Origin of the sequence: Humibacillus xanthopallidus, from assembly GCF_044793955.1 — a bacterium.
GTDB classification, from domain to species: domain Bacteria; phylum Actinomycetota; class Actinomycetes; order Actinomycetales; family Dermatophilaceae; genus Humibacillus; species Humibacillus xanthopallidus_C.
Window position 1 is genome coordinate 131,874 of sequence record NZ_CP084995.1, and the last position, 24,826, is coordinate 156,699.

Here is a 24,826-nt window from a genome sequence, read left to right on the forward strand (position 1 = left end):
TACGTTGGCCGCATGGTCGAGCAGGGGGTGCACCACGAGCTCGTCGGCGCCCTGCGCGCCGCGCTCGAGCAGCACGCCGACCCCGAGCGCGCGGCGGGCCAACAGCGCTACATGAAGTCGACGATGCCCTACCGCGGGCTCACGACGCCGCAGCTGCGCCGGGCGCTCGCACCGCTGCTCGCCGACCCCGGTCTGCGCCTCACGTCGCGGGAGCAGTGGGAGGCGACGATCGAGGCGCTGTGGCACGGCGCCACGCACCGCGAGGAGTGGTATGCCGCCATCGCCCTCGCGCGGCACCGCACCTATCGCAGGTGGGTCGACAGCGACGCAATGCCGTTGTGGCAGAGTCTGATCCGCAACGGCGCGTGGTGGGACGTCGTCGACGACATCGCGACGCACCTCGTGCGCGACACCGTGGCGGCCGCCCCCGACGTCGAGGGACTGCGGATGCGCGAGTGGGCGGCCGACGAGTCGCTGTGGGTGCGGCGCGCGGCGATCCTCAGCCAGATCGGCGTCCGTGACGGCTTCGACGCCGACCTGCTGACCGACGTCATCGAGCCCAACATCGACCACCCCGACTTCTTCAGCCGCAAGGCGATCGGCTGGGCGCTGCGCGACCGCGCCCGTCACGACCCCGACTGGGTGCGCGGGTTTGTCGCGACGCACCCGAGTCTGTCGGGCCTCTCGCGCCGGGAGGCGCTCAAGCACCTCGGGGCGCTGTCGTGAGCGAGAGGCGCGACCAGGTCGGACGAGACGAGGCGGGGCCCGACGAGGCCGCGCGAGACTCTGCGGGCGGCTCGACGAGCGGCTCGACGGGCGACTCGGCACGCGGCTCGACGAGCGGCTCGACGAGCGGCTCTGGCCTGAGGGGCGCGACCACGCAACGTCGCGACATCCTCCGGCTGGCGGTGCCGGCCTTCCTGGCCCTCATCGCCGAGCCGCTCTTCCTCCTCGTCGACTCGGCGATCATCGGCCACCTCGGCACGGCCGAGCTCGCGGGTCTCGGCGTGGCGAGCGCCGCGCTCATCACAGGTGCCGGCATCTTCGTCTTCCTCGCCTACGGCACGACGAGCGTCGTCGCGCGCCACCTCGGAGCCGGTGACGAGCGGTCGGCGATCAGCGCCGGCGTGGACGGCCTGTGGCTGGCGCTCGGGCTCGGCGCGGTCACCGCAGCCGTCGTGGCGATCTGGGCGGAGCCGATCTGCGCCGCCTTCGGCGCCTCTCCGGCGGTGCTCGAGCAGGCGACGATCTATCTGCGGGTGTCGGCCTTCGGCCTGCCCGGCATGCTCGTCATCCTCGCCGTCACCGGGGTGCTGCGCGGCCTGCAGGACACCATTACGCCGCTCGTCGCGTCGGTCGCCGGCTTCGGCGTCAACATCGCGCTCAACCTCCTCTTCGTCTACGGGCTGCACTGGGGCATCGCCGGATCCGCCTGGGGCACCGTCATCGCCCAGACCGGCATGGCGGTCGCGCTCGTCACGGTGCTCGTCGTCAAGGCACGGGCCCGGCAGGCCTCACTGCACCCGCACCCGGGGCGCGTGCTCGCGGCCGCACGCACCGGCATACCCCTGCTCGTGCGCACCCTCGCGCTGCGAGCGGTGCTGCTGCTCACGACGTGGGTCGCGGCCTCCCTCGGCGATGTCACCCTGGCCGCGCACCAGGTGGCGCTCACGATCTGGTCGTTCCTCGCCTTCGCCCTTGACGCGCTCGCGATCGCCGCACAGGCGATCGTCGGCCGAGCGCTCGGAGCCGGCGACCGGCGGGGGGTGCGCGAGGCGATGGGCACGATGACGCGCTGGGGCGTGTGGGGTGGTTTCGGGCTCGGGCTCGCGCTCGTCGCGCTGCACGGGGTCATCCCGCCGCTCTTCACGCCCGACCCGGCCGTTCAGGAGGCGCTGTCGGCGGCGCTCGTCGTCGTCGGTCTCGGCCAGGCGGTGTCGGGCTACGTCTTCGTGCTCGACGGCGTGCTCATCGGCGCCGGGGACGGCACCTGGCTCGCGTGGGGCATGCTCGTCACGCTCGTCGCCTACCTGCCGATCCTGCTCGCGGTGCGGTCGGCCGGCCCCTCGGCGTCGCCCGCGCACGACGTCGCGATCCTCTGGGCGGCCTTCACCGGCTTCATGGTCATCCGGGCATTCGTGCTGGGCTGGCGCGCCCGCCACGACGCCTGGATGGTCGTCGGCGTCCGCTAGCCCCCAGGCGCCGCGCCCCACCCAACTGCTAGGCGTCTCCCAGCCTTCTTTAAGGTTCGCGGGTCATAGTCGTTCTCGTGAGTTGCTCCTGTGCGACTCGGTGATCTCCTCCCCTGTCGGATCACCGGGTCAAAGGGCACCCGCCCCTGCTGGTCAAGTTCGGCGACGTGACCAGTGGGGGCGGGTTTTCTCTTGTCCCGCAAGGCATTCCGGCGGACGTGACTCCTCACCAGGCGCCGTCGGTCACCTCGATGTCGGAGAGCATCTGCTGCACCTCGGCGGTCGTCGGCATCGCCGTGGAGCACTCGGCCCGAGACGCGACGATCGCCCCGGCGACGTTGGCGAAGTGCAGTGCGCGCTCGAGGTCCCAGCCCTCGAGCAGGGCGTGCACGAGCGCGCCGCCGAGCGCATCGCCGGCACCGAGGGCGTTGACGACCGTCACCGGGAAGGCGCGCACCTGCACCCGCTCAGTGGCGGTGACCCCGAGCACGCCCCGCGGGCCCTGCTTGACGACGGCCAGGTCGACGCCCGAGGCCAGCAGCGAGCGGGCCGCGGCATCCGGGTCGCTCTCGCCCGTGGCGAGCTCGCACTCCTCGACCGTGCCGATCGCGATGGTCACCTCGCGCAGCCCGCGGGCCACCTGTTCGCGGGCCTCGAGCGGGTCGTCCCAGAAGCCCGGCCGGTAGTCGAGGTCGAGCACGGTCGGCACCCGGCGGCTGCGCTCCTCCCACGCGGCGAGGTGGGCCGCGCGGCTCGGCTCCTGCGACAACCCGGTGAGCGTCGACCAGAAGATTCGCGCATCGCGAATCGCCTGCAGCGGAAGCGAATCCACGCTGATCATGAGGTCAGGCGCGGTGGGGTAGCGATAGAACCAGATCGGGAAGTGGTCGGGCGGCATGATCTCGCAGAAGGTGACGGGCGTCGGCGGGCCGCCGGTGATCGTGGCGACGTAGGCGTCGTCGACGCCGAGCTGGAGCAGCTGCCGGTGCACGAAGCGCCCGAACGCGTCGTCGGCCGTCGCGCTGATGAGCGCCGAGCTGCGCCCGTGGCGTGCCGCCGCGACGGTGACGTTGGCCGCGCTGCCCCCGAGGAACTTCTCGAAGGTGCGCACCTCATCGAGCGTGACGCCGTGCTGCAGGGGGTAGAGGTCGACCCCCACCCTGCCCATCGCCAGCAGGTCGTAGGCGCGTTCGGTGGCCGGGTCGTGCGCCGTCATGACCGGTCCTCTCGCTCGTCGTGGAGCGTCGCTGGCTCCATCCCACCGCACCCCCGGACACAGGGTCAACCAGGTGGGCCCACCCAACTCAGCACAGATCACGGGTTGGTAACGGGACTTGACCGGAGCCGGGCCCGACCCCCATTGTCATCCGTGAGAGCGCTCTCACACCCCGGTTCCACGCACGGAGAGCGCTCCCACGACCCATCCTGGGAAGAGACCAAAGGAGCTCTCCAATGACCCGTTCCACCCGCTCCGGCGCCCTCACCGGCCGCCGCGCATCGGCGCGATCCATCGCGCTCGCCACCATCGCCGTCGGGGCCCTCGCCCTCACGGCCTGCAGCTCCGGCTCCGGTGACACCGCCGGCGGGGCGGATGCCTCCGCCACCTCCGCCAGCGGACCGGTCACCCTCACCCTCGCCACCTTCAACCAGTTCGGCTACGAGGAGCTCATCCCGGAGTTCGAGAAGGCATACCCGAACATCAAGGTCACCCACAAGAAGGCCGCCACCTCCAACGAGGCCCGCGACAACTTCTTCACCCGCCTCTCGGCCGGCAGCGGCATGGCTGACGTCGAGGCCGTCGAGGTCGACTGGCTGCCGGAGATGCTCCAGTACTCCGACAAGTTCAACGACCTCAACTCTGCCGACGTCGCCGGCCGCTGGCTCGACTGGAAGGCCAAGGCCGCCACCGACGCCAACGGTGCCCTCATCGGCTACGGCACCGACTCCGGCCCCGAGGCGATCTGCTACCGCAGCGACCTCTTCAAGGCCGCCGGCCTGCCGAGCGACCGCGAGTCCGTCGCCAAGCTCTTCGGCAACACGTGGGACAGCTACTTCGCCGCCGGCAAGCAGTTCGCCGCCAAGTCGAAGGTCCCCTTCTTCGACAGCATCGGCGCCACCTACCAGGGCATGGTCAACCAGCTCGAGGCCGCCTACGAGAACCCGGCCGACGACGCCATCACGGCGACCGACAACCCCGAGGTCAAGAAGGTCTACGACGCCGTCATCCAGGCCGGCATCACCGACGGCCTCTCGGCCAAGCTCCAGCAGTGGGGCGACGACTGGACCGCGAGCTTCCAGAAGGACGGCTTCGCGACCATGCTCTGCCCCGGCTGGATGGTCGGAGTCATCGAGGGCAACGCCAAGGGCGTCAAGGGCTGGGACGTCGCCAACACCTTCCCCGGTGGCGGCGGCAACTGGGGCGGCTCCTACCTGACCGTCCCCAAGCAGAGCGCCCACCCCAAGGAGGCCCAGCAGCTCGCCGCGTGGCTGACCGCGCCCGAGCAGCAGATCAAGGCCTTCAAGAAGGTCGGTGCCTTCCCGAGCCAGGTCGAGGCGCTCAGCAGCCCTGACCTGCTCTCGGTCAAGGTCGCCGCGTTCAACGACGCCCCCACCGGCCAGATCTTCGCCGACCGGGCCAAGGCCGTCACCATCGCCCCGTTCAAGGGCACCCACTACTTCGCCATCAACGACGCCATGCAGCAGGCGCTGACCCGCGTCGAGCAGGGCAGCTCCCCGCAGGAGTCGTGGGAGAAGTGGGTCAACGACGTGAAGGCTCTCGGCTGAGCCGAGCGCACCCGCTCTGACGGGGCCCGACACGTCCCGGGTCCCGTCAGATCGGCCGGCAGGCCGGCCACCAGCACAAGCCAGCGGTATGCCGCTGAGCGCCGACCAGCGGATGGCGCGGTGACCTCCCACCAGGCACCGCGCCGCCCGCCCGACGAGCGGATCCGACCGTGACCGTCCAGTCCCCACCTCGCCCGAAACCCGGCCCGGAGCCCGGCCCGGAGGCCTCCGTCGAGCGGACGCCGATGGCCCCGCGGCCCGCCTGGCGCCGACGCCTCACCCGCGCCGACGAGAAGGCCTCGCCGTACGCGTACATCTCGCCGTTCTTCATCCTCTTCGCCGTCGTCGGGCTCTTCCCGCTGCTCTACACGGCGTGGGTCTCCCTCCACAAGTGGAGCCTCATCGGCGGGCAGGGCGACTTCGTCGGGCTGAAGAACTACACCGACGTGCTCGGTCAGCCCTACTTCTGGAACGCGCTGAAGAACACGATCAGCATCTTCCTGCTCTCGAGCGTGCCGCAGATCATCATCGCGCTGCTCATCGCCGCCGCCCTCGACAGCGGCCTGCGGGCCCGCACGTTCTGGCGGATGGGCGTGCTGCTGCCCTACGTGCTCGCCCCCGTCGCCGTGGCCCTCATCTTCAGCGACCTCTTCGGTGACAAGTTCGGCCTCGTCAACCACCTGCTCGGGCTCGTGGGGATCGACCCGATCCAGTGGCACAAGGAGGTGGTGCCGAGCCACGTCGCCATCGCCACGATGGTCAACTTCCGGTGGATCGGCTACAACGCCCTGATCTTCCTCGCCGCCATGCAGGCGGTGCCCCGCGACTACTACGAGGCCGCGATGATCGACGGCGCCGGACGCATCCGCACGTTCTTCTCGATCACCATCCCGCAGCTGCGGGCCACGATCATCTTCGTCATCATCACCTCCACCATCGGCGGCCTGCAGATCTTCGACGAGCCGCGGATGTATGACCAGTACGGCCTCGGCGGCGCCGACCGCCAGTGGCAGACGCTGACCCTCTACCTCTACCAGCTCGGCTGGACGCAGAAGAACTTCGGCCGGGCCGCAGCGGTCGCCTGGATGCTCTTCCTCATCATCGTCGTCTTCGCCGTCATCAACTTCCTCGTCACGCGCAGGATCGCCTCGAAGGGACCGCGATGAGAACCAAGGTCATCCGCCGCACCCAGGCCAGCCCGACGGCATACGTCTTCCTCATCGTCGTGCTGCTGGCCTCGGCGTTCCCGCTCTGGTGGTCCTTCGTCATCGGCAGCAAGGACTCCGCTGCCATCGTGCAGGACCCCTACTCCTTCATCCCCGGCGGGCACTTCTTCCAGAACGCCGCCACCGTGGTCACGACGGTGCCGTTCTGGAAGGCGCTGGGCAACAGCATCCTCGTCAGCTCGACGGTCGCGCTGCTCGTCGTGCTCTTCTCGGCGCTGGCCGGCTTCGCCTTCGCCAAGCTGCGCTTCCGCGGCCGCAACGGCCTACTCGTCTTCGTCATCGCGACCATGGCCGTGCCGACGCAGCTCGGCATCGTGCCGCTCTTCATCGTCATGAGCAAGCTCGGCTGGATCGGCAGCCTCTGGGCCGTCATCATCCCGAGCGCGGTCAGCGCCTTCGGCGTCTTCTGGATGACGCAGTACCTCCAGGAGGCGCTGCCCGACGAGCTCATCGAGGCCTCGCGGGTCGACGGCGCGTCGACGCTGCGCACGTTCTGGTCGATCGCCCTGCCGGCCGCCCGGCCGGGCGCCGCGATGCTCGGCCTGTTCACCTTCATCGCGACGTGGACGAACTTCTTCTGGCCGTTCATCATCCTCGACCCGGGCAACCCGACGCTCCCGGTCGCGCTCCAGCAGCTGCAGGCGGCCTACTTCGTCGACTACTCGCTCGTGCTCAACGGGGTCGTGCTCATGGCGCTCCCCCTCATCGTCCTGTTCGCCTTCGCCGGCAAGCAACTCGTGTCCGGCATCATGCAAGGAGCAGTCAAGGGATGACCGCCCACCTGACCCACCCGAGGCACCAGCCCGAGACGAGAGGAGCGACCACGGTGACACCCCAGCTCATCGTCCCCGGGTCGCGCCCCGTGCCCCGAGACTTCGTGCTGGGAGCCGCCACCGCGGCCTACCAGATCGAGGGCGCCCGCCACGAGGACGGCCGGACCGACTCCATCTGGGACACCTTCTCGCACACCCCCGGCGCTGTCGTCGACGGCGACACCGGAGACGTCGCGTGCGATCACGTGCACCGGTATGCCGCTGACGTGGCTCTCATGAAGACGCTCGGTCTGCAGTCCTACCGCTTCTCGACCTCGTGGCCGCGCGTGTGCCCCGACGGCGGCGCCGTCAACGCCGCGGGCCTCGACTTCTACGAGCGACTCGTCGACTCGCTCCTCGAGGGCGGCATCGCTCCGTGGCTGACGCTCTACCACTGGGACCTGCCCCAGGCGCTCGAGGACCGCGGCGGCTGGACGGTGCGTGAGACGACCGACCGCTTCGTCGACTACGCGCTCGCCGTGCACGACCGCCTCGGCGACCGGGTGCGCACGTGGACGACGCTCAACGAGCCGTTCTGCTCGGCCTTCCTCGGCTACACCGCCGGCATGCACGCGCCGGGCCGCACCTCCCCCGCCGACGGCCTCGCCGCTGCCCACCACCTCATGCTGGCCCACGGCAAGGCGGTGCGGGCGCTGCGTGACCGCGACCCGTCGCTCGAGCTCGGGCTGACGCTGAACTTCACCGTCGCCGACCCCCTCGACCCGGACGACCCGCGCGACGTCGACGGCGCACGCCGCATCGACGCCCAGATGAACCGGATCTTCCTCGACCCGATCTTCCGCGGGGCCTACCCGGCCGACCTGCTCGAGGACGTCCGCCACCTGGGACTCGAGGACCACATCCGAGATGGCGACCTCGCCGTCATCTCCACGCCGATCGACGTCCTCGGCGTCAACTACTACAACGGCGAGGCGATCGGGCACGAGGCGCCGGCGTCGGCGCTCGACGACAGCGTCAACGGGGGTCGCGAGACGCGGTCGCCCTTCCCCGCCGCCGACGACGCGCACCGCCACCCGCGCGGCCTGCCGGTCACCGACATGGACTGGGAGATCCAGCCCGACGGCCTCACCCGCCTGCTCGTGCGGCTGCAGGCGGAGTATGCCGGCCCGGCGGGGGTCGCCCTGCACGTGACCGAGAACGGCGCCGCCTTCGACGACGTGGCAGACGACCGCGGCTTCGTCGAGGACCGCGACCGGACGGCATACGTGCGTGCCCACCTGGGGGCGATCCTCGACGCCATCGACCAGGGGGTGCCGGTGCGCGGCTACTTCTACTGGTCGCTGCTCGACAACTTCGAATGGGCGTGGGGCTATGCCAAGCGCTTCGGTATCGTCCGTGTGGACTACGACACACAGGTGCGCACCCCGAAGGCGAGCGCGCTCGACCTCGCCCGGGTCATCGCGACCCGGCAGCTGCCGCCGCCGGACGCCGACCTCATCGCCCTCGAGCGGCACACCGATCCCCCAGGAGACACGCGGACATGAGCGAAGGGACGCTGGCCCCCGTCGGCCGACCGACCCTTGAGGAGGTCGCGCGGGTGGCCGGCGTCTCGCGCGCCACGGTGTCACGCGTCATCAACGGGTCGCCGCGCGTGAGCCCCGACGTGCTCATCGTCGTCGAGAAGGCGATCGCCGAGCTCAACTACGTGCCCAACCGGGCAGCCCGGTCGCTCGCGGCGCGGGCCACGATGTCGATCGCGCTCGTCGTACCCGAGAACGCGCACCGCTTCTTCGGTGACCCCTACTTCGCCGACGTCGTGCAGGGCATCAGCGAGCGGCTCGACGACAGCGACTACGTGCTCAACCTGCAGCTGACCCACCCGAGCAGCCCGTCGGAGAAGACGCGGCGCTACCTGCTCGGCGGCAACGTCGACGGTGCGATCGTCGTGTCGCACCACTCGGGCGACCACTTCCTCGCCTCGCTCGGACGCTCGCTACCCGTCGTCTTCGGCGGTCGCCCGCTCGGCCAGATCGCCAACCCCGGCGACTACTACATCGATGTCGACAACCGGCTCGGCGCGCGGCACGGGGTCGAGCACCTCATCGAGCGAGGGCGGCGGCGGATCGCGACGATCACCGGTCCCGCCGACATGCCCGCGGCCGTCGACCGCGAGATGGGCTGGCGCGACGCCGTGCTGGCTGCGGGACTCAGCGACGCGAGGATCGCGCACGGGGACTTCACGGAAGCGGGCGGCATACGGGCTGCACTGACGCTCATCGACGAGCACCCCGACCTCGACGCGATCTTCGTCGCGAGCGACCTCATGGCGAGCGGGGTCCTGCTCGCTCTCGCCGAGCGTGGGCTGCGGGTGCCCGAGGACGTCGCGATCGTCGGCTTCGACAACAGCCCGTATGCGACGCGCGGGCGGATCGGGCTGACGACCGTCGCGCAGCCCTCCCTCGAGATGGGCGTCGTCATGGCCGACACCCTGCTGCGTCTGCTCGCGGGCGAGCAGGTCGAGCACGTGACGATGATGGAGACCAGCCTCGTCGTGCGCGACTCCACCTGACGCCGTGCCCCCACGTCGGGGCACGTCCCACCACAAAGTCCAGTGGGCACTTTCCCCCGCCCCGTCGAGTGGGCACTTCCCACCCCAAAGTCGAGTGGGCACTTTCCCCGCAACGTCGAGTGGGCACTTTCCACCAGCCCCGGCGCGGCTCGCCGCCCGCCCGACCTCTCTGTGCAACGTCGAGTGGGCACTTCCCACCAGATTCGAAGTGCGCGGGAAGGTGCCCACTCAATGTGGTTGGCACTAGCGGAGGACACTGCCACGCTTCCGCTCAGTCCCTCCGACGAGCACTCCGCTGCATGTCACGTTGGATGGCCATCTCAATGGCGCGCGCTGAGAAGAAGCGCGGGTCGGCCTGCGACAGGTCGAGCGAGGACTCTGCCACCCCGAGTGCGGCGGCGAAGCGCAGCACGCATTCCCGACGCGCCTCTGAGTCCTTCATGTCCGCATTCCAGATCTCCTCCATCGACAAGCCTGCACCTCGCTTGAAGCGATGGCCCCGCCGCGCGTCCCTCACGCGCTGGTCGGGCTCGTCATGGAACTCCTTGCCTTGGTACTCGCCCGCCAACCGCTGCTCTTCCCAGAGCAGGTCGGCGAAGCCGAGGAGACGCCCTCCCGCGTCGAACACCGGCGCGTTGAGTGCTGGCTCGGGCAGACCGCACCGCACCAGCACGAGCCGGGCAAGCGTCTCCCGAGGGGAGGCAGACCCTACCCTGATCTCCTCCAGGGCTTCGAGCAGCGTCACCTTGCCCCGCGGACGGACTCGCGCCATGACCGCCGCCCTCAGAGGAGCCGTCGAGCCAAGCCGCGTGGCGATGGCGTCTCCGACCACGATCAGGTCGTCGAGCCCCACCGGCTTGCCCCGCCCGACCAGCTCACCGAGATCAACCCACGTGTCAGCGAGATCGACCACCAGGAGACCCTCGACGTGTGTGAGCGCGCGCGGATGAAGAGCCCGGTGGGCAACGACGCCGGGTCGACGCATGCGGCGACCGTCCAGGGGACGGGTGACGTGCAGCCTCTCGTCCTGCTCCATCGCGTACGACAACGGCAGTCCGTGGAGCATCGCGGCGGTGATGTGGGAAAAGGCGGAACCGTCAGGGAGCACCGGGGCGAGACCGGACGCTCGCTCGACCAATGACTCCGGCGGCCTCAGGGCGCGCACGCCTCTGTGGGGACGGAGCAGCAGGGGTGAGTCAAGGAGCCGCTGGGGGACGCCTGCCAACCGCATGGACGAAGAGAGAAACGGGTTCGGTGGCAGGATGATCCCGTCAGGCAGGATCACGGTGTCACCCGGCGCGGGAAGCGGGCCCGCTGTCACCGGCACCGTCGAGCACAGCGGAAAAGGTGCCCGGCCGCGGTTGGGACTCGGGCCGGTAGGGGTAGCCGTCCTCCCATGGGAACACGCCGCCCACGGACCAGGTGAGCTGAAATGCTGGCACGGACGCGGTGCTCGGCCGCTGGTAGTGCCGGTTGGCCACGAAGACGATCTGGCCGGCATTCGGCACCTCTTCGACGAGATACTTCTCGTCGTGGCCGGGGAACGTCAGGACCTCACCTGCCACGAGGTCACGGCCCGCCCGGACCAGACCGTGCAGGTGGTTGAGGCAGCCGGTTGCGCTCGGGAAGTCGAGACCGAACACGAGCAGCTCAGGGTGTCCGAGGCCGAAGAGTCCGATCGTGTAGCAGAACGGGGTCACCAGGCCGTCGTCCTTGCACGGCTGGACGTATTGGAGGGCGCAGCCATGCTTCCTGATGGTGAGGCTGATCCTTCGATCCTCCTGCTCCAGCCACTGCTCCGTCGTGATGTCGCTCATGCACCCTCCGTGGTCCGTCGTTGTCGATGTCTCCACGGTGGGGGGTGGCGACGGAGCACAACAGCGGTGCTGTGCAGGCTGTGGATGAACCCCATTACGGCATCACGGGGTGTGGACAAACGATGGAAAGTGCCCACTCGACGTTGGGGTGGGAAGTGCCCACTCGACGGGCAAGGAGGGACGGCACAACCCGGGGGCGGACGGCATACGGCCTCAAGGGCGGTGGAAAGTGCCCACTCGACGGGCAAGGAGGGACGGCACATCCGGGGTTGGACGGCATACGGCCTCCACGCGCGGTGGGAAGTGCCCACTCGACGTTGGGGTGGGAAGTGCCCACTCGACCTTGGGCTGGGGCTTCGGTGGGAAGTGCCCACTCGACGGTGGCGGGGGCACACGAAAGGGGCCGGCCTCCGCTGAGTGCGGATGCCGGCCCCTCGCGGTGTGTCAGGCGGAGACGACCTCGAACGTGAGGGTCGCCGCGACCTCGGGGTGCAGACGGACGGTCGCCTCGTAGGAGCCGAGCGTCTTGATGGCCTGCTTCACCTCGATCTTGCGCTTGTCGAGCTCCGGGCCACCGGCAGCCTTGACGGCAGCGGCGATGTCGCCGTTGCTCACAGCACCGAAGAGACGACCGGACTGGCCGGCCTTGGCCGGGACCTTGACCGACGTGGCCTCGAGCTGGCCCTTGACACCCTTGGCGGTGTCGAGGTCCTTGATCTCGCGGACCTCGCGGCCCTTGGTCAGGGCGTCGACCTGCTTCTGGCCGCCCTTGGTCCACGGGGTCGCGAGACCACGCGGCATGAGGAAGTTACGGCCGTAGCCGTCCTTGACCTCGACGATGTCGCCGGCAGCACCGAGGCCAGTGACCTCGTGCGTGAGAATGAGCTTCATGGTGGTGTTCCTCTCTCGAATCCGGCTCAGCGAGCCGAGCTCGAGTAGGGCAGCAGGGCCATCTCACGGGCGTTCTTGACGGCCGTGGCGATGAGACGCTGCTCCTGGACGGACACACCGGTCACCCGACGAGCGCGGATCTTGCCGCGGTCGGAGATGAACTTGCGCAGCAGCGCGGTGTCCTTGTAGTCGATGTTCTCGACCTTCGCCGCCTTGAGCGGGTTGGCCTTCTTCTTGGGCTTGCGCACAACGGGCTTTGCCATCGTGGTGCTCTCCTTCGTGATGAGAGCCCGGGGTTAGAGGCCCCGGGATGGGTCATTGATGTCTTGTTCGTATGCCGTCCGGCGGACCGGGCGGCGGAGCCGACCCTGTCGGGTCGGTCAGAAGGGCGGCTCGTCGTAGCTGGGAGCAGCGCCCCAGCCACCACCCTGGCCACCCTGAGGAGCGCCCGGCGCAGCGGCGGGCTGTCCCCAGCCGCCGCCCTGACCGCCCTGGCCACCCTGACCGCCGGCACCCTGACCAGCCGGCGTGGAACCGCCGGTCGCCCAGGGGTCCTCGGCCTGACCGGCCTGGCCGCCACCGGCCGGGGCACCCCAGCCGCTGCCGCCCTGGCCACCCTGGCCGCCACCGAAGCCACCGCCACCCGCGCCACCGCGCTGGGTCTTGTTGACCTTGGCGGTCGCGCTGCGCAGGGACGGGCCGATCTCGTCGACGTCCATCTCGACGACGGTGCGCTTCTCGCCCTCCTTGGTCTCGTAGGACCGGGACTTGAGGCGACCGGAGACGATGACACGGGTGCCACGCTGCAGCGACTCGGCGACGTTCTCCGCCGCGTCACGCCACACCGAGCAGCGCATGAACAGCGTCTCGCCGTCCTTCCACTCGTTGCTCTGACGGTCGAACTGCCGCGGCGTCGAGGCCACGGTGAAGTTCGCGACCGCAGCCCCCGACGGCGTGAAACGCAGCTCGGGGTCGGCGGTCAGGTTGCCGATGATCGTGATGACGGTGTCGCCTGCCATGGACCAGTCCTTCGTTGGGTGATCGAGCGGGTGGAAGGGGCGGATCGTTGGGTGACCTGCGATGGCGCCCAGGGGCGCCGGGAGGAGAGACTCAGGCGCCGGGACGGAGCAGCTTGGTCCGCATGATCGACTCGTTGAGGTTCAACTGTCGGTCGAGCTCCTGGGCCGTGGCCGGCTCCGCGGTGAAGTTGACGACGGTGTAGATGCCCTCGGACTTCTTCTTGATGTCGTAGGCGAGGCGACGACGGCCCCAGATGTCGACGTTGTCGACGGTGCCACCGTCCTTCTTGATGACGGCGAGGTAACGCTCCATCGTGGTGCCGACTGAGCGCTCTTCGGTCTCCGGGTCGAGGATGACCATGAGTTCGTACTGACGCATGCTTCTAACCCACCTCCTTTGGTCTTGGCGGTCACGGGTCTCTCCCGTGACAGGAGGGTTGCATTCGTCCCACCGGGCCCCAGCATCACAGACCGCACCGACACGGGGTCGGAGTGATCCACAGCCAGGCACACGGCGAACCCGGCAAGACTACCGGGCCATCCGGCATACACCGAAATCGGCGGGACCGGGCCACCGGGGCCGACCCGTCGGGTCCCGGGAGCCGCGTCAGCGCCCGGTGGTGAGCAGCTGGTCGACCGGCGCCCAGTCGTCGCGCAGCACCTGGGGAGCATCGCCCACGAAGGTGAGCAGGTCGTCGGCCGCGACGAGCTCCATCGGCGACTCCTGGCGATCCATAGCCGCCTCGACGGCGGCGCGGTCGATCGGCTCGTCGGACGCGAGGAGGACGAGGTTGCCGCCGGGTCCGGCAAGGGCGCCCGGGGCGGCCGCGAGCGCGACGTGGTCGAAGACCGACGCGAGCGTGGCCACCTCGGCCCGGGCGAAGTCGAGCCGTCGGAAGTCGATGACGTTGAGCACGACGAGACCGCCGGGGCGCAGCACCCGCTCGACGTCGACGAAGGTCTCGCGCGTCGTCAGGTGCCACGGGACCGCGATGCCGCCGAAGGCGTCGCCGACGTAGGCGTCGAAGGAGTCGTCGGGGTAGCCCGCCACGGCGACCCGCCCGTCGGCGACCTCGACGCGCAGACGCGGGTCGTCGGGCAGGGCGAGCCGTGACCGGTCGACCTCGACGACGCCGGGGTCGATCTCGACCACCGTGCTCGTCGCCTCGGGACGCGCCTGCAGCAGGTAGCGCGGCAGGGTCATGCCGCCCCCACCGACGTGCAGCACCGACAGAGGGCCGCTCGGCAGCGTGTCGAGCGCCGCCGCGAAGGTGCGCACGTAGCCGAACTCCAGGTATGCCGGGTCGCCCGGGTCGACGTAGCTGTGACGCAACGTGTCGAGCACCAGCACCTGCCCGCCGGGACGGGCGGGGTCGGGACGCACGGACGCGCAGTGGTACTTCGTCTCGACGTCACAGGGCGAGGCGACGAGCACGCCTCCGGCGCCGGCGACGAGGGCGACGGCGATGGCCGCGGCGGTGCCCGGACTCGGCGCATCCCCGCGCCTCCGGGCGAAGACGACGAGGGCCACTCCGGCCACGACGAGCACCCCTCCGGTGCCGAGCAGGATGACGCTCGTCGGCACGACGGCAACGAGCACGAAGCCGGTGAGGAAGGTCGCGAGGATCGCCCCCAGGGTGCCGATGCCGGAGAGCCGCCCGACGACGGCACCGGTCTGGTCGAGGCTGGAGAGCTGCAGCTTGACGACCATCGGGCTGACGGAGGACAGCACGGCGGCCGGGGCGAAGACGGTGACCGCCGCGAGCATCAGTGCCACGACGGGCGCCGCCGACGGGCCGACGACCGAGGTCGCCAGCCGGATCGCCGGTGTCACGAGCAGCACGAGCGCGCCACCGACGACGAGCAGCGGCCCGATCATCGAGCGGGGCGGGCGACGGTCGGCGGCCGCCCCACCGGACCAGGCCCCGAAGGCGATGGCGGCCAGCGCCAGCCCGATGACGCTCGTGTTGGTCTCGAGGGTGATGCCGACGTAGGGCGCGATCAGCCGCAGGGCGGTGATCTCGAGCACGAGCACCGCCGCGGACGAGCCGAAGACGATGGCGGCGGCGAGCCAGCCGGGGAGGGCACGGTCGGCAGGGCGCATGCTCGACCCTACGACGCGTGCCGCGGCTCAGGGCCCGCAGCCTCGCGGCGTCTCAGCTGAAGCGGACGAGGACGCGGTCGGGGGCGCCGGCCATCGGTCCGGCGAGGTCGTCGACCTCGGGCACCCGGTCGCCAGCCCCAGGCGCGACCGTGTCGGCAGCGTCTTCGGCAACCGTGTCGTCGACTCCAGAGACAACCCCGGCGTCGACCCCGTCGGCCACCCCGGCGGCCACGGGCCGGTCCCAGCGCTCCCGCGCCCGCAGCCACACGACGGCGGCGAGCCAGAGCACCGCGACGACACGGAGCATGGAGAAGAAGGAGTACCAGGCCGCCGGCATCCCCCGGTCGGGCACCGTCGTCGCGGCGATCGTCAGCCACACGGCGACGAAGTTGAGCGCCTCGGCGCCGGCCCAGATGAGGTGGTCGCGCCACTGCACCGCGCACCACGCGACGAGCGGCACGAGCCAGAGCGAGCTCTGCACCGTGAAGGACTTGCCCGTGACGAGCACGATCGCGACCATGACGAGCGACACCTCGGCCACCGTCGGGCGACGGGCCGACGACAGCGCGAGCACCGCGCCCGCCAGCAGGGCCACGAACCAGCCCGCCACCGCGAGCGCCGTGACGGCCCCCTCGGGCAGCGCGTTGCCGGCGAGCTGGGGCAGCAGCCACGGCGAGCCGTAGCCCGCCGGCGCCGAGACCCAGTTGGTGTAGGCGCTCGCCGCGGCAGTGGGGTTGACCAGCCAGACGGCCGACAGCACCACGCCGAACGTCAGGACGGCATACGCGGCCGTGCGGACGAACTCGCGCAACCGTCCGGAGCGCAGGCAGAGCAGACCGATCGCGACGAGGAGGAGCACGGGGTAGGAGCGGGCCGAGATGGCGAGGCCCAGCAGGACGCCCGCGAGCGTCGGGCTGCGCCGCGACCAGGCCCAGAGGCCCGCGGTCGCGAGTGCCACGCCGAGCAGGTCGGCCGAGATGAACGCCGTCAGCGCCACCACCGGTGACAGCGCGACGTGCGCGGCCGAGATGGGCGGGTGCGCGCTCGACGCGACGAGCCACACGATGACGAGCAGCAGCAGCGTCAGCAGCACCGACCACAGCGCGAAGAACCACGCGGCGCGGGAGTTGAGCGACCCGTCGGGCACGAGGCTCGCGACCGCCGTCAGCGCCAGCCCGGTCAGCGGCGGCTGCCCCGTCTCGGGGGCGTCGGCACCCCCCTGCAGGTATGCCGCGAGGCCGGCCTTGACGTTCGCGTCACGGTAGGTGGTGGGCAGGTCGGCGTAGCAGGCGTTCCAGAACTGGTCGATGCCGGCGAAGCCCGTGCGCAGGCAGGGGATGCGCAGGAGGATGCCGAAGCCCGCCGTGACGGCAGTGAGGGCCGACAGCAGCGCGGCGGTGAGCACCCACGGGAGCTCGCGCGACACGGCATACCGGCCGCGGGGGCCTCCGATGACCTCGGAGGCCGCCCGCGCGACCGGGTCGGCCGGCCGCGTCACGGCCCGTTGCCGGGCTTTGTCGGGGTGGGAGCGGCGAGGGTGGGCGTCGGCTCGACCGTCGGGAGGGTCGGCGTCGGCTTGCCCGTGCCGTTGGTCTTCGTCGGCGCCGTCGTCGTGGGCGGTGGCGCCTGCGTCGTCGTGGGCGGCGCCTCGGTCGTCGTCGTGGACGGCGGCACAGTGACCGTCGTCGTCGGCGTCTGCGTCTCGGTCGGGGTCGCCGTCTGCGTCTGCGTGAACGTCGGGGTCGGGGTCGAGATCTTGTTGTCGCCCACGCCTGCGCGCTTCGGGAAGTCCTGGACCTCCATGTTGTCCGTCGCGACCTTCATGAAGTCGAGCCAGATGTTGGCCGGGATCGTCGAGCCGTCGGGGAGGGAGGACTCGTCCGGGCTCAGCTCCAGGTTGCTCTTGCCGTCAGCGGTGGGCTTGTACATGCCCACGGAGACGGCGAGCTGGGGGACGAAGCCGGAGAACCACTTCGACCGGTTCTGCTCCGAGGTGCCGGTCTTGCCGGCGACCGGACGGTCCAGGGTCCGCCCGATCTTGGTGGCGGTCCCGCCGGTCTTGACGGTGGCGGTCATCGCGTCGGTGACGTCGGCGGTCACGTCCTTGTCGAAGGCCCGCGCGGTCTCCGGCTTGGCCTCGTAGCTGAAGTCGCCGGTGCTCGAGGTGACCTTCTGGACGAAGTACGGCTTGGCGCGCACGCCCTGGGACGCGATCGTCGAGTAGGCGGTGGCCATGTCGATGATGCGGGGCGAGGCGGTGCCGAGGACGTTGGTCAGGTCGGTGCCGAGACCGGGAGTGCGCTCGGGGATGCCGGCGTCGATGGCCGCCTGGCGGGTCTTGTCCGGCCCGATCTCCTCGTTGAGCGCGACGAAGGCCGTGTTGATCGAGCGGCCGATCATCCGACGCATGTCGACCTCGCCGTAGGAGGTGTACTCGTAGTTGTTGATCTTCGTGTCGCCGAAGGTCTGGGGGGTGTCGCCGTCGAACTTCGTCTTCGTCGAGATACCGTCACGGACAGCGGCCAGGACGGCGAAGGGCTTGAAGTTCGACCCGCCCTGCATGATGGCCTGCGTCGAGGTGTTGAACTGGTCCTTGGCGTAGTCGGCGCCGCCGTACATCGCCACGACCGCACCGTCACCGGGGCGGAGGGCGACGAGGCCGCCCTTGACCTCCTTGGGCAGGTTGTCCTTCACCGCGGCGACCGCGGCGGTCTGTGCCTTCTTGTCGATCGTCGAGACGATGCGCAGGCCACCCTTGTCGATGTCCTGCTCGGTGAGCCCCGTCGAGAGCAGCTCCTTCTTGACGGCAGCGGTGATGAAGCCGTTGGGGCCGGCCGAGAACCGGTTGCCCTTGTAGTCGAGGATCTTGGGCAGCTCGTCGTACTTCGCGCGGTCGGCGGCCGAGAGCCAGCCCTCCTCGACCATGCCGTCGAGCACGTAGGCGTAGCGCTTCTCGAGGTTGGCCTGGGCCTTCTCACCGTTGGCCGGGTCGAAGAGCGACGGGGCGTTGATGACCGACGCCAGCACGGCGCCCTCGGCGACGGTCAGCTTGGTGACGTCCTTGCCGAAGTAGGCCTTCGCGGCGCTCTGGATGCCGTAGGCGCCGCGGCCGTAGTAGATGGTGTTGAGGTACTTCTCGAGGATCTCTTCCTTGCTCAGCTGGCCGTCGATCTTGACGGCGATGAGGATCTCGCGAGCCTTGCGCGTCAGGGTGCGGTCCTGCGTGAGGAAGTAGTTCTTGACGTACTGCTGGGTGATCGTCGAGCCACCCACCTGGGTCTCGCCCGTGATGCTCGTCTTGACCGCGCGCAGGATGCCGCCGACCGAGATGCCGTTGTTCTCGTAGAACGTGCGGTCCTCGGCGGCGATGTGGGCGTCCTGGACGAACTTCGGCACCTTCGACAGCGGCACCGACTCGCGGTTGCCCTCCGCGACGGCGATCCGGTCGAGCTCGGTCTTGCCGTCGGCGTAGTAGACGATCGAGACCTGCTTGTCGGCGAGCTCGTTGGGCTGCGGGATGGCAGTCTGGTTGTAGGCGAAGAAGACGCCGACGACCCCGATGACGAGAAGTGCGAGGCCCGCGATGGAGCCCCACTTGAGGGTGCCGAGGGCCCACTTCTTCCAGCCGGTGCGTCCGCCGCCGTCTCCGTTGGCCCCGCCCTCGGCGAAGCCGGAGTCGCCAGGTCCGTCAGGTGCCCCGGTCCCGCTGCCACCTGACGCCCGGCCCTTCGACCCCGCCAGCTGGGCAGCACGGATCTCGTGCCTGCTCTGACTCACTGCAACCCACTCCACTTCCACCGACAACACGTCGACATGCGATCAATTCGGCCCGGGAGTCCTCCCGAGCCGCCTATCAGTATGGCCTGACGCGCGTCCAACCAGCCAAACGAGACGCCGGTCCTCACAGCACCCACACAGGCCCACCACCGGGTCGCCACCCCGTCGCGACGGACGCGACCGGCACATCCCATCAGCGTCCCGAGGCGCTCTGAGGTTCCCCTGCCGATCGAGAGAGCAATCCGTCCGGGGGCGGCCAACCGCGCGGTGCCGCGGGTCGTGGACGGATTGCTCTCTCGATCGGCGATGTATCGCAGCGATATATCTGCGTGTAGGGTGAGGACGTGCCGAAGACCGACCGACCCCAGAGCCGCCGTGCTGCGCTGCTCGAGTTCGCGGTGCTCGGCCTGCTCCACGACGGTCCCCTGCACGGCTACGAGCTGCGCAAGCGGCTCACCACCGCTCTCGGCATCTTCCGGGCCCTGTCCTACGGCTCGCTCTACCCGGCGCTCAAGCGGCTCGTCGACGCGGGCTGGATCCACGAGACGCAGGAGCCGACCACGGCCGGCAAGCGCCCTCGCATCACCTACGAGCTCACGGCCGACGGCAAGGAGCACTTCCAGGACCTCGTCGCGGCCAGCGGCCCCGACGCCTGGGACGACGACGACTTCGACGTGCGCTTCGCCTTCTTCTCGCGCACCGAGGCGCAGGTCCGCTTGCGCATCCTCGAAGGTCGGCGCTCCCGGCTCGAGGAGCGCCTCGCCAACATCCGTGACGCCTCCACCCGCAACCGCGAGCGCATGGACGGCTACACCCTCGCCCTCCAGCAGCACGGCGAGGACGCGGCCGAGCGCGAGGTGCGCTGGCTCGAGGAGCTCATCGTCGCCGAACGCCGCGCGACCCTCGACCCGGGCCCCACGGCATACGACGACACGACCACAGACATCACCACCACCACAAACACCAGCACCACCAACATCAAGGAGTGATCCATGGGATCAGTACGCGTCGCCATCGTCGGCGTCGGCAACTGCGCGAGCTCGCTCGTGCAGGGCGTCGAGTACTACAAGGACGCTGACGCCACCACCGGCGTCCCCGGCCTCATGCACGTCAAGTTCGGCGAGTACCACGTCAACGACGTGGAGTTCGTCGCCGCGTTCGACGTGGACGACAAGAAGGTGGGCAAGGACCTCTCCGAGGCCATCAACGCCTCCGAGAACAACACCATCAAGATCGCCGACGTGCCCACGACGGGTGTCGAGGTGCAGCGCGGCCACACGCTCGACGGCCTCGGCAAGTACTACCGCCTCACGATCGACGAGTCGGCCGCCGAGCCGGTCGACGTCGTGCAGGTGCTCAAGGACCGCAAGGTCGACGTCCTCGTCTCCTACCTCCCGGTGGGTTCCGAGCAGGCCGACAAGTTCTACGCGCAGTGCGCCATCGACGCCAAGGTCGCCTTCGTCAACGCCCTGCCGGTCTTCATCGCCTCCGACCCCGAGTGGGCCGCGAAGTTCGAGGCTGCCGGCGTGCCGGTCATCGGTGACGACATCAAGAGCCAGGTCGGTGCGACCATCACGCACCGCGTCATGGCCAAGCTCTTCGAGGACCGCGGCGTCGTGCTCGACCGCACGTACCAGCTCAATGTCGGCGGCAACATGGACTTCAAGAACATGCTCGAGCGCGAGCGTCTCGAGTCCAAGAAGGTCTCCAAGACGCAGGCCGTCACGAGCAACCTGACGGGCCCGCTCGCGGGTCTCGTCGACAGCAAGAACGTCCACATCGGCCCGTCCGACTACGTCGCGTGGCTCGACGACCGCAAGTGGGCCTACGTGCGCCTCGAGGGTCGCGCCTTCGGTGACGTGCCGCTGAACCTCGAGTACAAGCTCGAGGTCTGGGACTCGCCCAACTCGGCCGGCATCATCATCGACGCCATCCGTGCGGCCAAGATCGCCAAGGACCGCGGCATCGGCGGCGCCCTGCTGTCCGCCTCGTCCTACCTGATGAAGTCCCCGCCGGAGCAGCGTCCCGACGACCTCGGCCGCGCCAAGCTCGAGGCCTTCATCGCCGGCACCGAGGAGCGCTGACCTTCCCGGTCACGACCGATGACGTATGCCGTGAGGCCCCCTTCCAGGCGGAAGGGGGCCTCACGCATACCCGGGGTCCACCCCCCGAGCGGCAACACACCGAGTAGTTGCCAACCCCGCGGGGCACACCACGTGGAGTTGGCGACTTCTCGGTGTGTTGCCGAGGCGGCGGGGTGCGGGGCGGGCTACTTCAGGGCGGAGCCGGTCGTCGTGCCGGTCGGGGCCTCGACGAGGCAGAGGACGGTGCGATCCCCGCGCCACGTGTAGGAGTCGGGGTAGATGAAGGACGGCTCGAGGTCGCCGAAGGCGGCGTCGGTCAACAGCGGATCGGCCTTGTCGGCGCAGCCCTCCTCGGCGGCGGCGATGACCTCGTCCTCGCCGGGGTAGTCCCCCTCGGGCAGCTCGAAGATCGTGACGACCTGGCTCTCGTGCGCGGAGGTGCACGGGACCGGGTTGACGAGGTCGATCTGGTCGGTGCGGCCCCCCGAGAAGCAGTCGCCGGCCTCGAGGTCGTCGACGAAGATCTCCGGCTTACCGGCCGACCCGCCAGGGGCGGCCGTGGCGCTGGACGAGGTGCCCTGCGATGTTCCGCTGACGGCGCTGATGATGCCGAGGGCGAGCAGTCCCGCCCAGACGAGCGTGCCGATGGTGCCGAGCACGATGCCCGCGATCGCCATGCCCCGGCCCCGCTGGCCCGAGCCGTGCACCTGAGGCGCCTGACGCACCTGGCGCAGCTGGTGCAGAGCAACCACACCCAGCACGATCGCGACGACGCCGACCACGGGCACGACGGCGGCCAGGCCGCAGCAGAGCGCCGCAATGGCCAGACCGTTGGTGCCGGGCAGCTGACCCTGCCCACTCAGCCCACCCAGCTGACCCGGCGCTGCCTGCCCGCCCGGCCCCACGGCATACGGCGGCAGGAACGGCGGCGGCAGAGCCGAGAGGTCCGCACCGGCGGGCCCTGCACCTGCGGTCGCGGGCGGGGTCGGAGCGGGCGGCACCGGCACGTCGTGCGACACGGGGAGGTCGTGCGGCACGGGCACCGTGTCCTGCCCGTGGATGGCCTGGGTGTCGTCGGTCGGCGTCCAGTCGCTCGTGGGGTCGGGCGCGCTCGTGGGGTCCGACGTCGAGGACGACTCGGTCGGGGCGGACGTGGGCATATCGGTCACCGCGGGAGCATCCCATGCTCGCGGGAGGTCCATCGACGAATCCGGGGCCGTGCCCAAATCGTCATCAATGGTCGCCCCGCGCGAGGATCGCCTCATGCGAGTCGTCACCTGGAACCTGCGCACCGACACCGCGGCCGAGCCACCGCACTGGCCCGACCGCCTGCCCGAGGTGGCACGCGTGCTCACCGACCTCGCCCCTCACGTCATCGGCACGCAGGAGGGCTCGGCACGGATGCTCGACGACCTCGCCGCCAGCCTGCCCGACCGCTATGCGTGGGTCGGGGAGGGCCGACGGGGTGGGCACGACGACGAGTTCACGGCCGTCTTCTACGACACGTCCCGCCTCGAGCTGCTCACGAGCCGCACCACCTGGCTCTCCGAGCAGCCCGACGTGGCGGGGACGCTGTCGTGGGGGTCGGCCTTCCCCCGCACCGCGACGACGCTGAGGCTGCGCGACCGCGCCGACGACGCGGCATACACCGTCGTCGACACCCACCTCGACCACGTCAGCGCGCGCGCCCGGGCGGAGGGCGCCCGACTCATCGCGGCGTCGCTGCCGCACGGGCCCGCCATCGTCCTGGGCGACTTCAACGCCCCGGCCGACCCCAGCGACCCGGAGGGGCCGTATGCCGTGCTCACCGCAGCCGGGCTCGGCGACGCCGTCGCGCTGCACCTTCGGGGCGGTGTCAGCGTCGGCACCTTCACCGACTTCGCCGACCCCGTCGTGGGGGCGGAGCGCATCGACTGGGTGCTGGTGAGCCGCGACCTCGAGGTCATCGCGGCGCGGGTCGTGACCGACGTGGCAGCCGGTGGGGTGCACCCGTCCGACCACCTGCCCGTCGTCGCCGACGTCGCTCCCCTCCGGGCCAGGCGCCGAGAGAAGCGTCGAGATCAGCGCTGACACCGTGGCCAGCTGCAGTGTCAGCGTCACAACATTTGGACACCCATAACGCGATGCATGGTTGTGAGTCCACACTGGGCGCAGCAGGGGCGCGACGTGCGCCCGACCGCGAGAGGACGAGCCATGGCAACACCGCGACTGGGCGAGATCGCCCCCGACTTCGAGGCCGCCACGACGGAGGGCCCGATCAGCTTCCACGACTGGAAGGCCGGCAGCTGGGCGGTGCTCTTCAGCCACCCCGCCGACTTCACGCCGGTCTGCACGACCGAGCTCGGCCGCGTCGCCGCGCTCGAGGACGAGTGGGCGGAGCGCGGCGTCAAGGTGCTCGCCGTCTCGGTCGACCCGCTCGAGGACCACGAGCGCTGGAAGGGCGACATCGAGGACGTCAGCGGCACGACGGTCGGCTACCCGATCATCGCCGACGACTCCAGGCAGGTGTCCGAGGCCTACGACATGATCCACCCGGGCGAGGGCGACACCTCGGGCGTGCGGTCGGTCTTCATCATCGACCCGGCCAACAAGGTGCGCCTGTCGCTCACCTACCCCAAGAGCGTGGGGCGCAACTTCGACGAGATCCTGCGCGCCGTCGACGCGCTGCAGCTCACCGACAGCGGCCCCTTCTCGACCCCCGCCGACTGGCGCACGGGGCAGAAGGTCATCGTCGCCCCGACCGTGTCGACCGCGGACGCGCGTGAGCGCTTCGGCGACGACGCCGTCGAGGAGGTCAAGCCCTACCTGCGCTTCACCAACGCTCCGGCCTGAGCCCAGCGCCACGAGTGCGGCGCTCCCGCGCGTCCGCATGCCGCCGCGCCGACCCGCAGACGCGTCAGGTGCGGCGGGCGAGCACGACCGCCTGGTCGTCGCGCTCGTCGGCGGTGGCTCGGCGCACGAGTCGCGCAACCTCGTGCACGCCGACCGCCGCCAGCCGGCTGGCGACCTCGTCTGCGCTGTAGAGCTGCCGCTCGAGGTGCACCTCGTGCCCGAGGCGCCGGTATGCCGGGGCGACGTCGCGCGTGCCCGTGCCGGACTGGAAGCCGACCAGCAGGTGACCTCCGGGCCGCAACACACGGACCGCCTCGGCGAGCACCCGGTCGAGGCCCGGCGGCGGCGTGTGGATGATGGAGTACCACAGCATGACTCCCGCGAACTCGCTGTCGCCGCAAGGCAGGTCGTCGAGGGAGCCGACGGCGAAGTCGAGCTCGGGGTGGTCGCGGCGCGCCATCGCAACCATGCCCGGCGAGAGGTCGACGCCGCGCACGGCCACCCCTCGCGCGGCCAGGTAGGCGCTCATCCGACCGGCGCCGCACCCGGCATCGAGCACCGGTGCTGTGCTCGCCTCCGTCGCGTCCGCCAGCACCGCGCTCGCGAAAGCGTCGACCATCGCGAGGTCGAGCGCCGTCTCGGCGCGCGTGTCGGGGAGCCGCTCGGCGTAGTCCGCAGCGACGGTGTCGTAGGCGTGTCGGACGTCGGTGTAGTCGGTCATCGCGTCATCATGCCGTCGCCGAAAGGGGCACGGCGGC

23 protein-coding genes are annotated in these 24,826 nt (G+C 70.3%); 11 read left to right on the forward strand and 12 right to left on the reverse strand.

Features of this window, described 5'->3' with window-relative positions; all coding sequences use genetic code 11:
• Positions 1–12 precede the first annotated feature (12 nt).
• Both LG278_RS00610 and LG278_RS00615 read left to right on the forward strand, forming a co-directional pair.
• Positions 13–726 (forward strand): DNA alkylation repair protein, encoded by a 714-nt coding sequence (locus tag LG278_RS00610; protein ID WP_404389903.1) that lies wholly within the window; start codon positions 13–15, stop codon positions 724–726.
• Between the two features lie 137 nt (positions 727–863).
• Positions 864–2,192: an MATE family efflux transporter gene (locus LG278_RS00615; protein ID WP_404393489.1), complete on the forward strand. Its 1,329-nt coding sequence runs from the start codon at positions 864–866 to the stop codon at positions 2,190–2,192.
• Between the two features lie 226 nt (positions 2,193–2,418).
• Here LG278_RS00615 and iolC read toward each other — a convergent pair whose 3' ends face one another.
• Positions 2,419–3,408: a 5-dehydro-2-deoxygluconokinase gene (gene iolC, locus LG278_RS00620; protein WP_404389905.1), complete on the reverse strand. Its 990-nt coding sequence runs from the start codon at positions 3,406–3,408 to the stop codon at positions 2,419–2,421.
• Positions 3,409–3,644: 236 nt separating this feature from the next.
• Between iolC and LG278_RS00625 the strand changes: the two genes are divergently transcribed.
• The 5 genes from LG278_RS00625 to LG278_RS00645 all read left to right on the forward strand — a co-directional run bounded on the left by LG278_RS00625 (position 3,645) and on the right by LG278_RS00645 (position 9,544).
• The gene (locus LG278_RS00625; protein WP_404389907.1) at positions 3,645–4,976 is read left to right on the forward strand and encodes an extracellular solute-binding protein; all 1,332 of its coding nucleotides are present in this window, start codon (positions 3,645–3,647) and stop codon (positions 4,974–4,976) included.
• Positions 4,977–5,221: 245 nt separating this feature from the next.
• Positions 5,222–6,142, forward strand: a complete 921-nt coding sequence (locus LG278_RS00630; RefSeq protein WP_404389909.1) for a carbohydrate ABC transporter permease — start codon at positions 5,222–5,224, stop codon at positions 6,140–6,142.
• Positions 6,139–6,975, forward strand: a complete 837-nt coding sequence (locus tag LG278_RS00635) for a carbohydrate ABC transporter permease (RefSeq protein WP_404389911.1) — start codon at positions 6,139–6,141, stop codon at positions 6,973–6,975. Before LG278_RS00630 ends, LG278_RS00635 begins: the two co-directional genes overlap by 4 nt.
• Positions 6,972–8,519, forward strand: coding sequence for a GH1 family beta-glucosidase (locus LG278_RS00640; protein ID WP_404389913.1), 1,548 nt, complete (start codon positions 6,972–6,974; stop codon positions 8,517–8,519). Before LG278_RS00635 ends, LG278_RS00640 begins: the two co-directional genes overlap by 4 nt.
• Positions 8,516–9,544 (forward strand): LacI family DNA-binding transcriptional regulator, encoded by a 1,029-nt coding sequence (locus tag LG278_RS00645; protein WP_404389915.1) that lies wholly within the window; start codon positions 8,516–8,518, stop codon positions 9,542–9,544. The genes LG278_RS00640 and LG278_RS00645 overlap by 4 nt, the downstream gene beginning before the upstream one ends.
• Before the next feature lie 271 nt (positions 9,545–9,815).
• Here LG278_RS00645 and LG278_RS00650 read toward each other — a convergent pair whose 3' ends face one another.
• The 9 genes from LG278_RS00650 to LG278_RS00690 form a co-directional block, all read right to left on the reverse strand.
• On the reverse strand, positions 9,816–10,610 hold the full coding sequence (locus LG278_RS00650) for a hypothetical protein (protein WP_404389917.1): 795 nt from the start codon (positions 10,608–10,610) through the stop codon (positions 9,816–9,818).
• A gap of 223 nt (positions 10,611–10,833) precedes the next feature.
• On the reverse strand, positions 10,834–11,361 hold the full coding sequence (locus LG278_RS00655; RefSeq protein WP_404389919.1) for a DUF4262 domain-containing protein: 528 nt from the start codon (positions 11,359–11,361) through the stop codon (positions 10,834–10,836).
• A 444-nt stretch (positions 11,362–11,805) separates the two neighbouring features.
• On the reverse strand, positions 11,806–12,252 hold the full coding sequence (gene rplI / locus LG278_RS00660; RefSeq protein WP_404389921.1) for a 50S ribosomal protein L9: 447 nt from the start codon (positions 12,250–12,252) through the stop codon (positions 11,806–11,808).
• A 26-nt stretch (positions 12,253–12,278) separates the two neighbouring features.
• A complete protein-coding gene (gene rpsR / locus LG278_RS00665) occupies positions 12,279–12,515 on the reverse strand; it encodes a 30S ribosomal protein S18 (protein WP_013494395.1) in 237 nt (78 codons plus the stop codon).
• Between the two features lie 117 nt (positions 12,516–12,632).
• The gene (locus LG278_RS00670; protein WP_404389924.1) at positions 12,633–13,271 is read right to left on the reverse strand and encodes a single-stranded DNA-binding protein; all 639 of its coding nucleotides are present in this window, start codon (positions 13,269–13,271) and stop codon (positions 12,633–12,635) included.
• Between the two features lie 91 nt (positions 13,272–13,362).
• Entirely contained in the window at positions 13,363–13,650 is a 288-nt protein-coding gene (gene rpsF, locus LG278_RS00675; protein ID WP_404389926.1) for a 30S ribosomal protein S6, read from the reverse strand.
• Positions 13,651–13,878: 228 nt separating this feature from the next.
• Positions 13,879–15,375, reverse strand: coding sequence for a fused MFS/spermidine synthase (locus LG278_RS00680; protein WP_404389928.1), 1,497 nt, complete (start codon positions 15,373–15,375; stop codon positions 13,879–13,881).
• A gap of 52 nt (positions 15,376–15,427) precedes the next feature.
• Positions 15,428–16,873, reverse strand: a complete 1,446-nt coding sequence (locus LG278_RS00685) for a glycosyltransferase 87 family protein (protein ID WP_404389930.1) — start codon at positions 16,871–16,873, stop codon at positions 15,428–15,430.
• Positions 16,870–19,152: a transglycosylase domain-containing protein gene (locus LG278_RS00690; RefSeq protein WP_404389932.1), complete on the reverse strand. Its 2,283-nt coding sequence runs from the start codon at positions 19,150–19,152 to the stop codon at positions 16,870–16,872. Before LG278_RS00690 ends, LG278_RS00685 begins: the two co-directional genes overlap by 4 nt.
• Positions 19,153–19,496: 344 nt before the next feature.
• On the opposite strand from LG278_RS00690, the gene LG278_RS00695 reads away from it, so the two are divergent.
• The gene (locus LG278_RS00695) at positions 19,497–20,141 is read left to right on the forward strand and encodes a PadR family transcriptional regulator (RefSeq protein WP_404389934.1); all 645 of its coding nucleotides are present in this window, start codon (positions 19,497–19,499) and stop codon (positions 20,139–20,141) included.
• A gap of 3 nt (positions 20,142–20,144) precedes the next feature.
• A complete protein-coding gene (locus LG278_RS00700) occupies positions 20,145–21,236 on the forward strand; it encodes an inositol-3-phosphate synthase (RefSeq protein ID WP_404389936.1) in 1,092 nt (363 codons plus the stop codon).
• A 185-nt stretch (positions 21,237–21,421) separates the two neighbouring features.
• On the opposite strand, the gene LG278_RS00705 is transcribed toward LG278_RS00700, so the two are convergent.
• Positions 21,422–22,396, reverse strand: coding sequence for a DUF4190 domain-containing protein (locus tag LG278_RS00705; protein ID WP_404393491.1), 975 nt, complete (start codon positions 22,394–22,396; stop codon positions 21,422–21,424).
• Between the two features lie 103 nt (positions 22,397–22,499).
• On the opposite strand from LG278_RS00705, the gene LG278_RS00710 reads away from it, so the two are divergent.
• Positions 22,500–23,306: an endonuclease/exonuclease/phosphatase family protein gene (locus tag LG278_RS00710; protein ID WP_404389938.1), complete on the forward strand. Its 807-nt coding sequence runs from the start codon at positions 22,500–22,502 to the stop codon at positions 23,304–23,306.
• 123 nt (positions 23,307–23,429) lie between these two features.
• Complete coding sequence (locus LG278_RS00715) at positions 23,430–24,068, forward strand: peroxiredoxin (RefSeq protein WP_404389940.1); 639 nt, start codon at positions 23,430–23,432, stop codon at positions 24,066–24,068.
• 64 nt (positions 24,069–24,132) lie between these two features.
• On the opposite strand, the gene LG278_RS00720 is transcribed toward LG278_RS00715, so the two are convergent.
• Entirely contained in the window at positions 24,133–24,789 is a 657-nt protein-coding gene (locus LG278_RS00720; RefSeq protein WP_404389942.1) for a class I SAM-dependent methyltransferase, read from the reverse strand.
• Between the last annotated feature and the right edge of the window lie 37 nt (positions 24,790–24,826).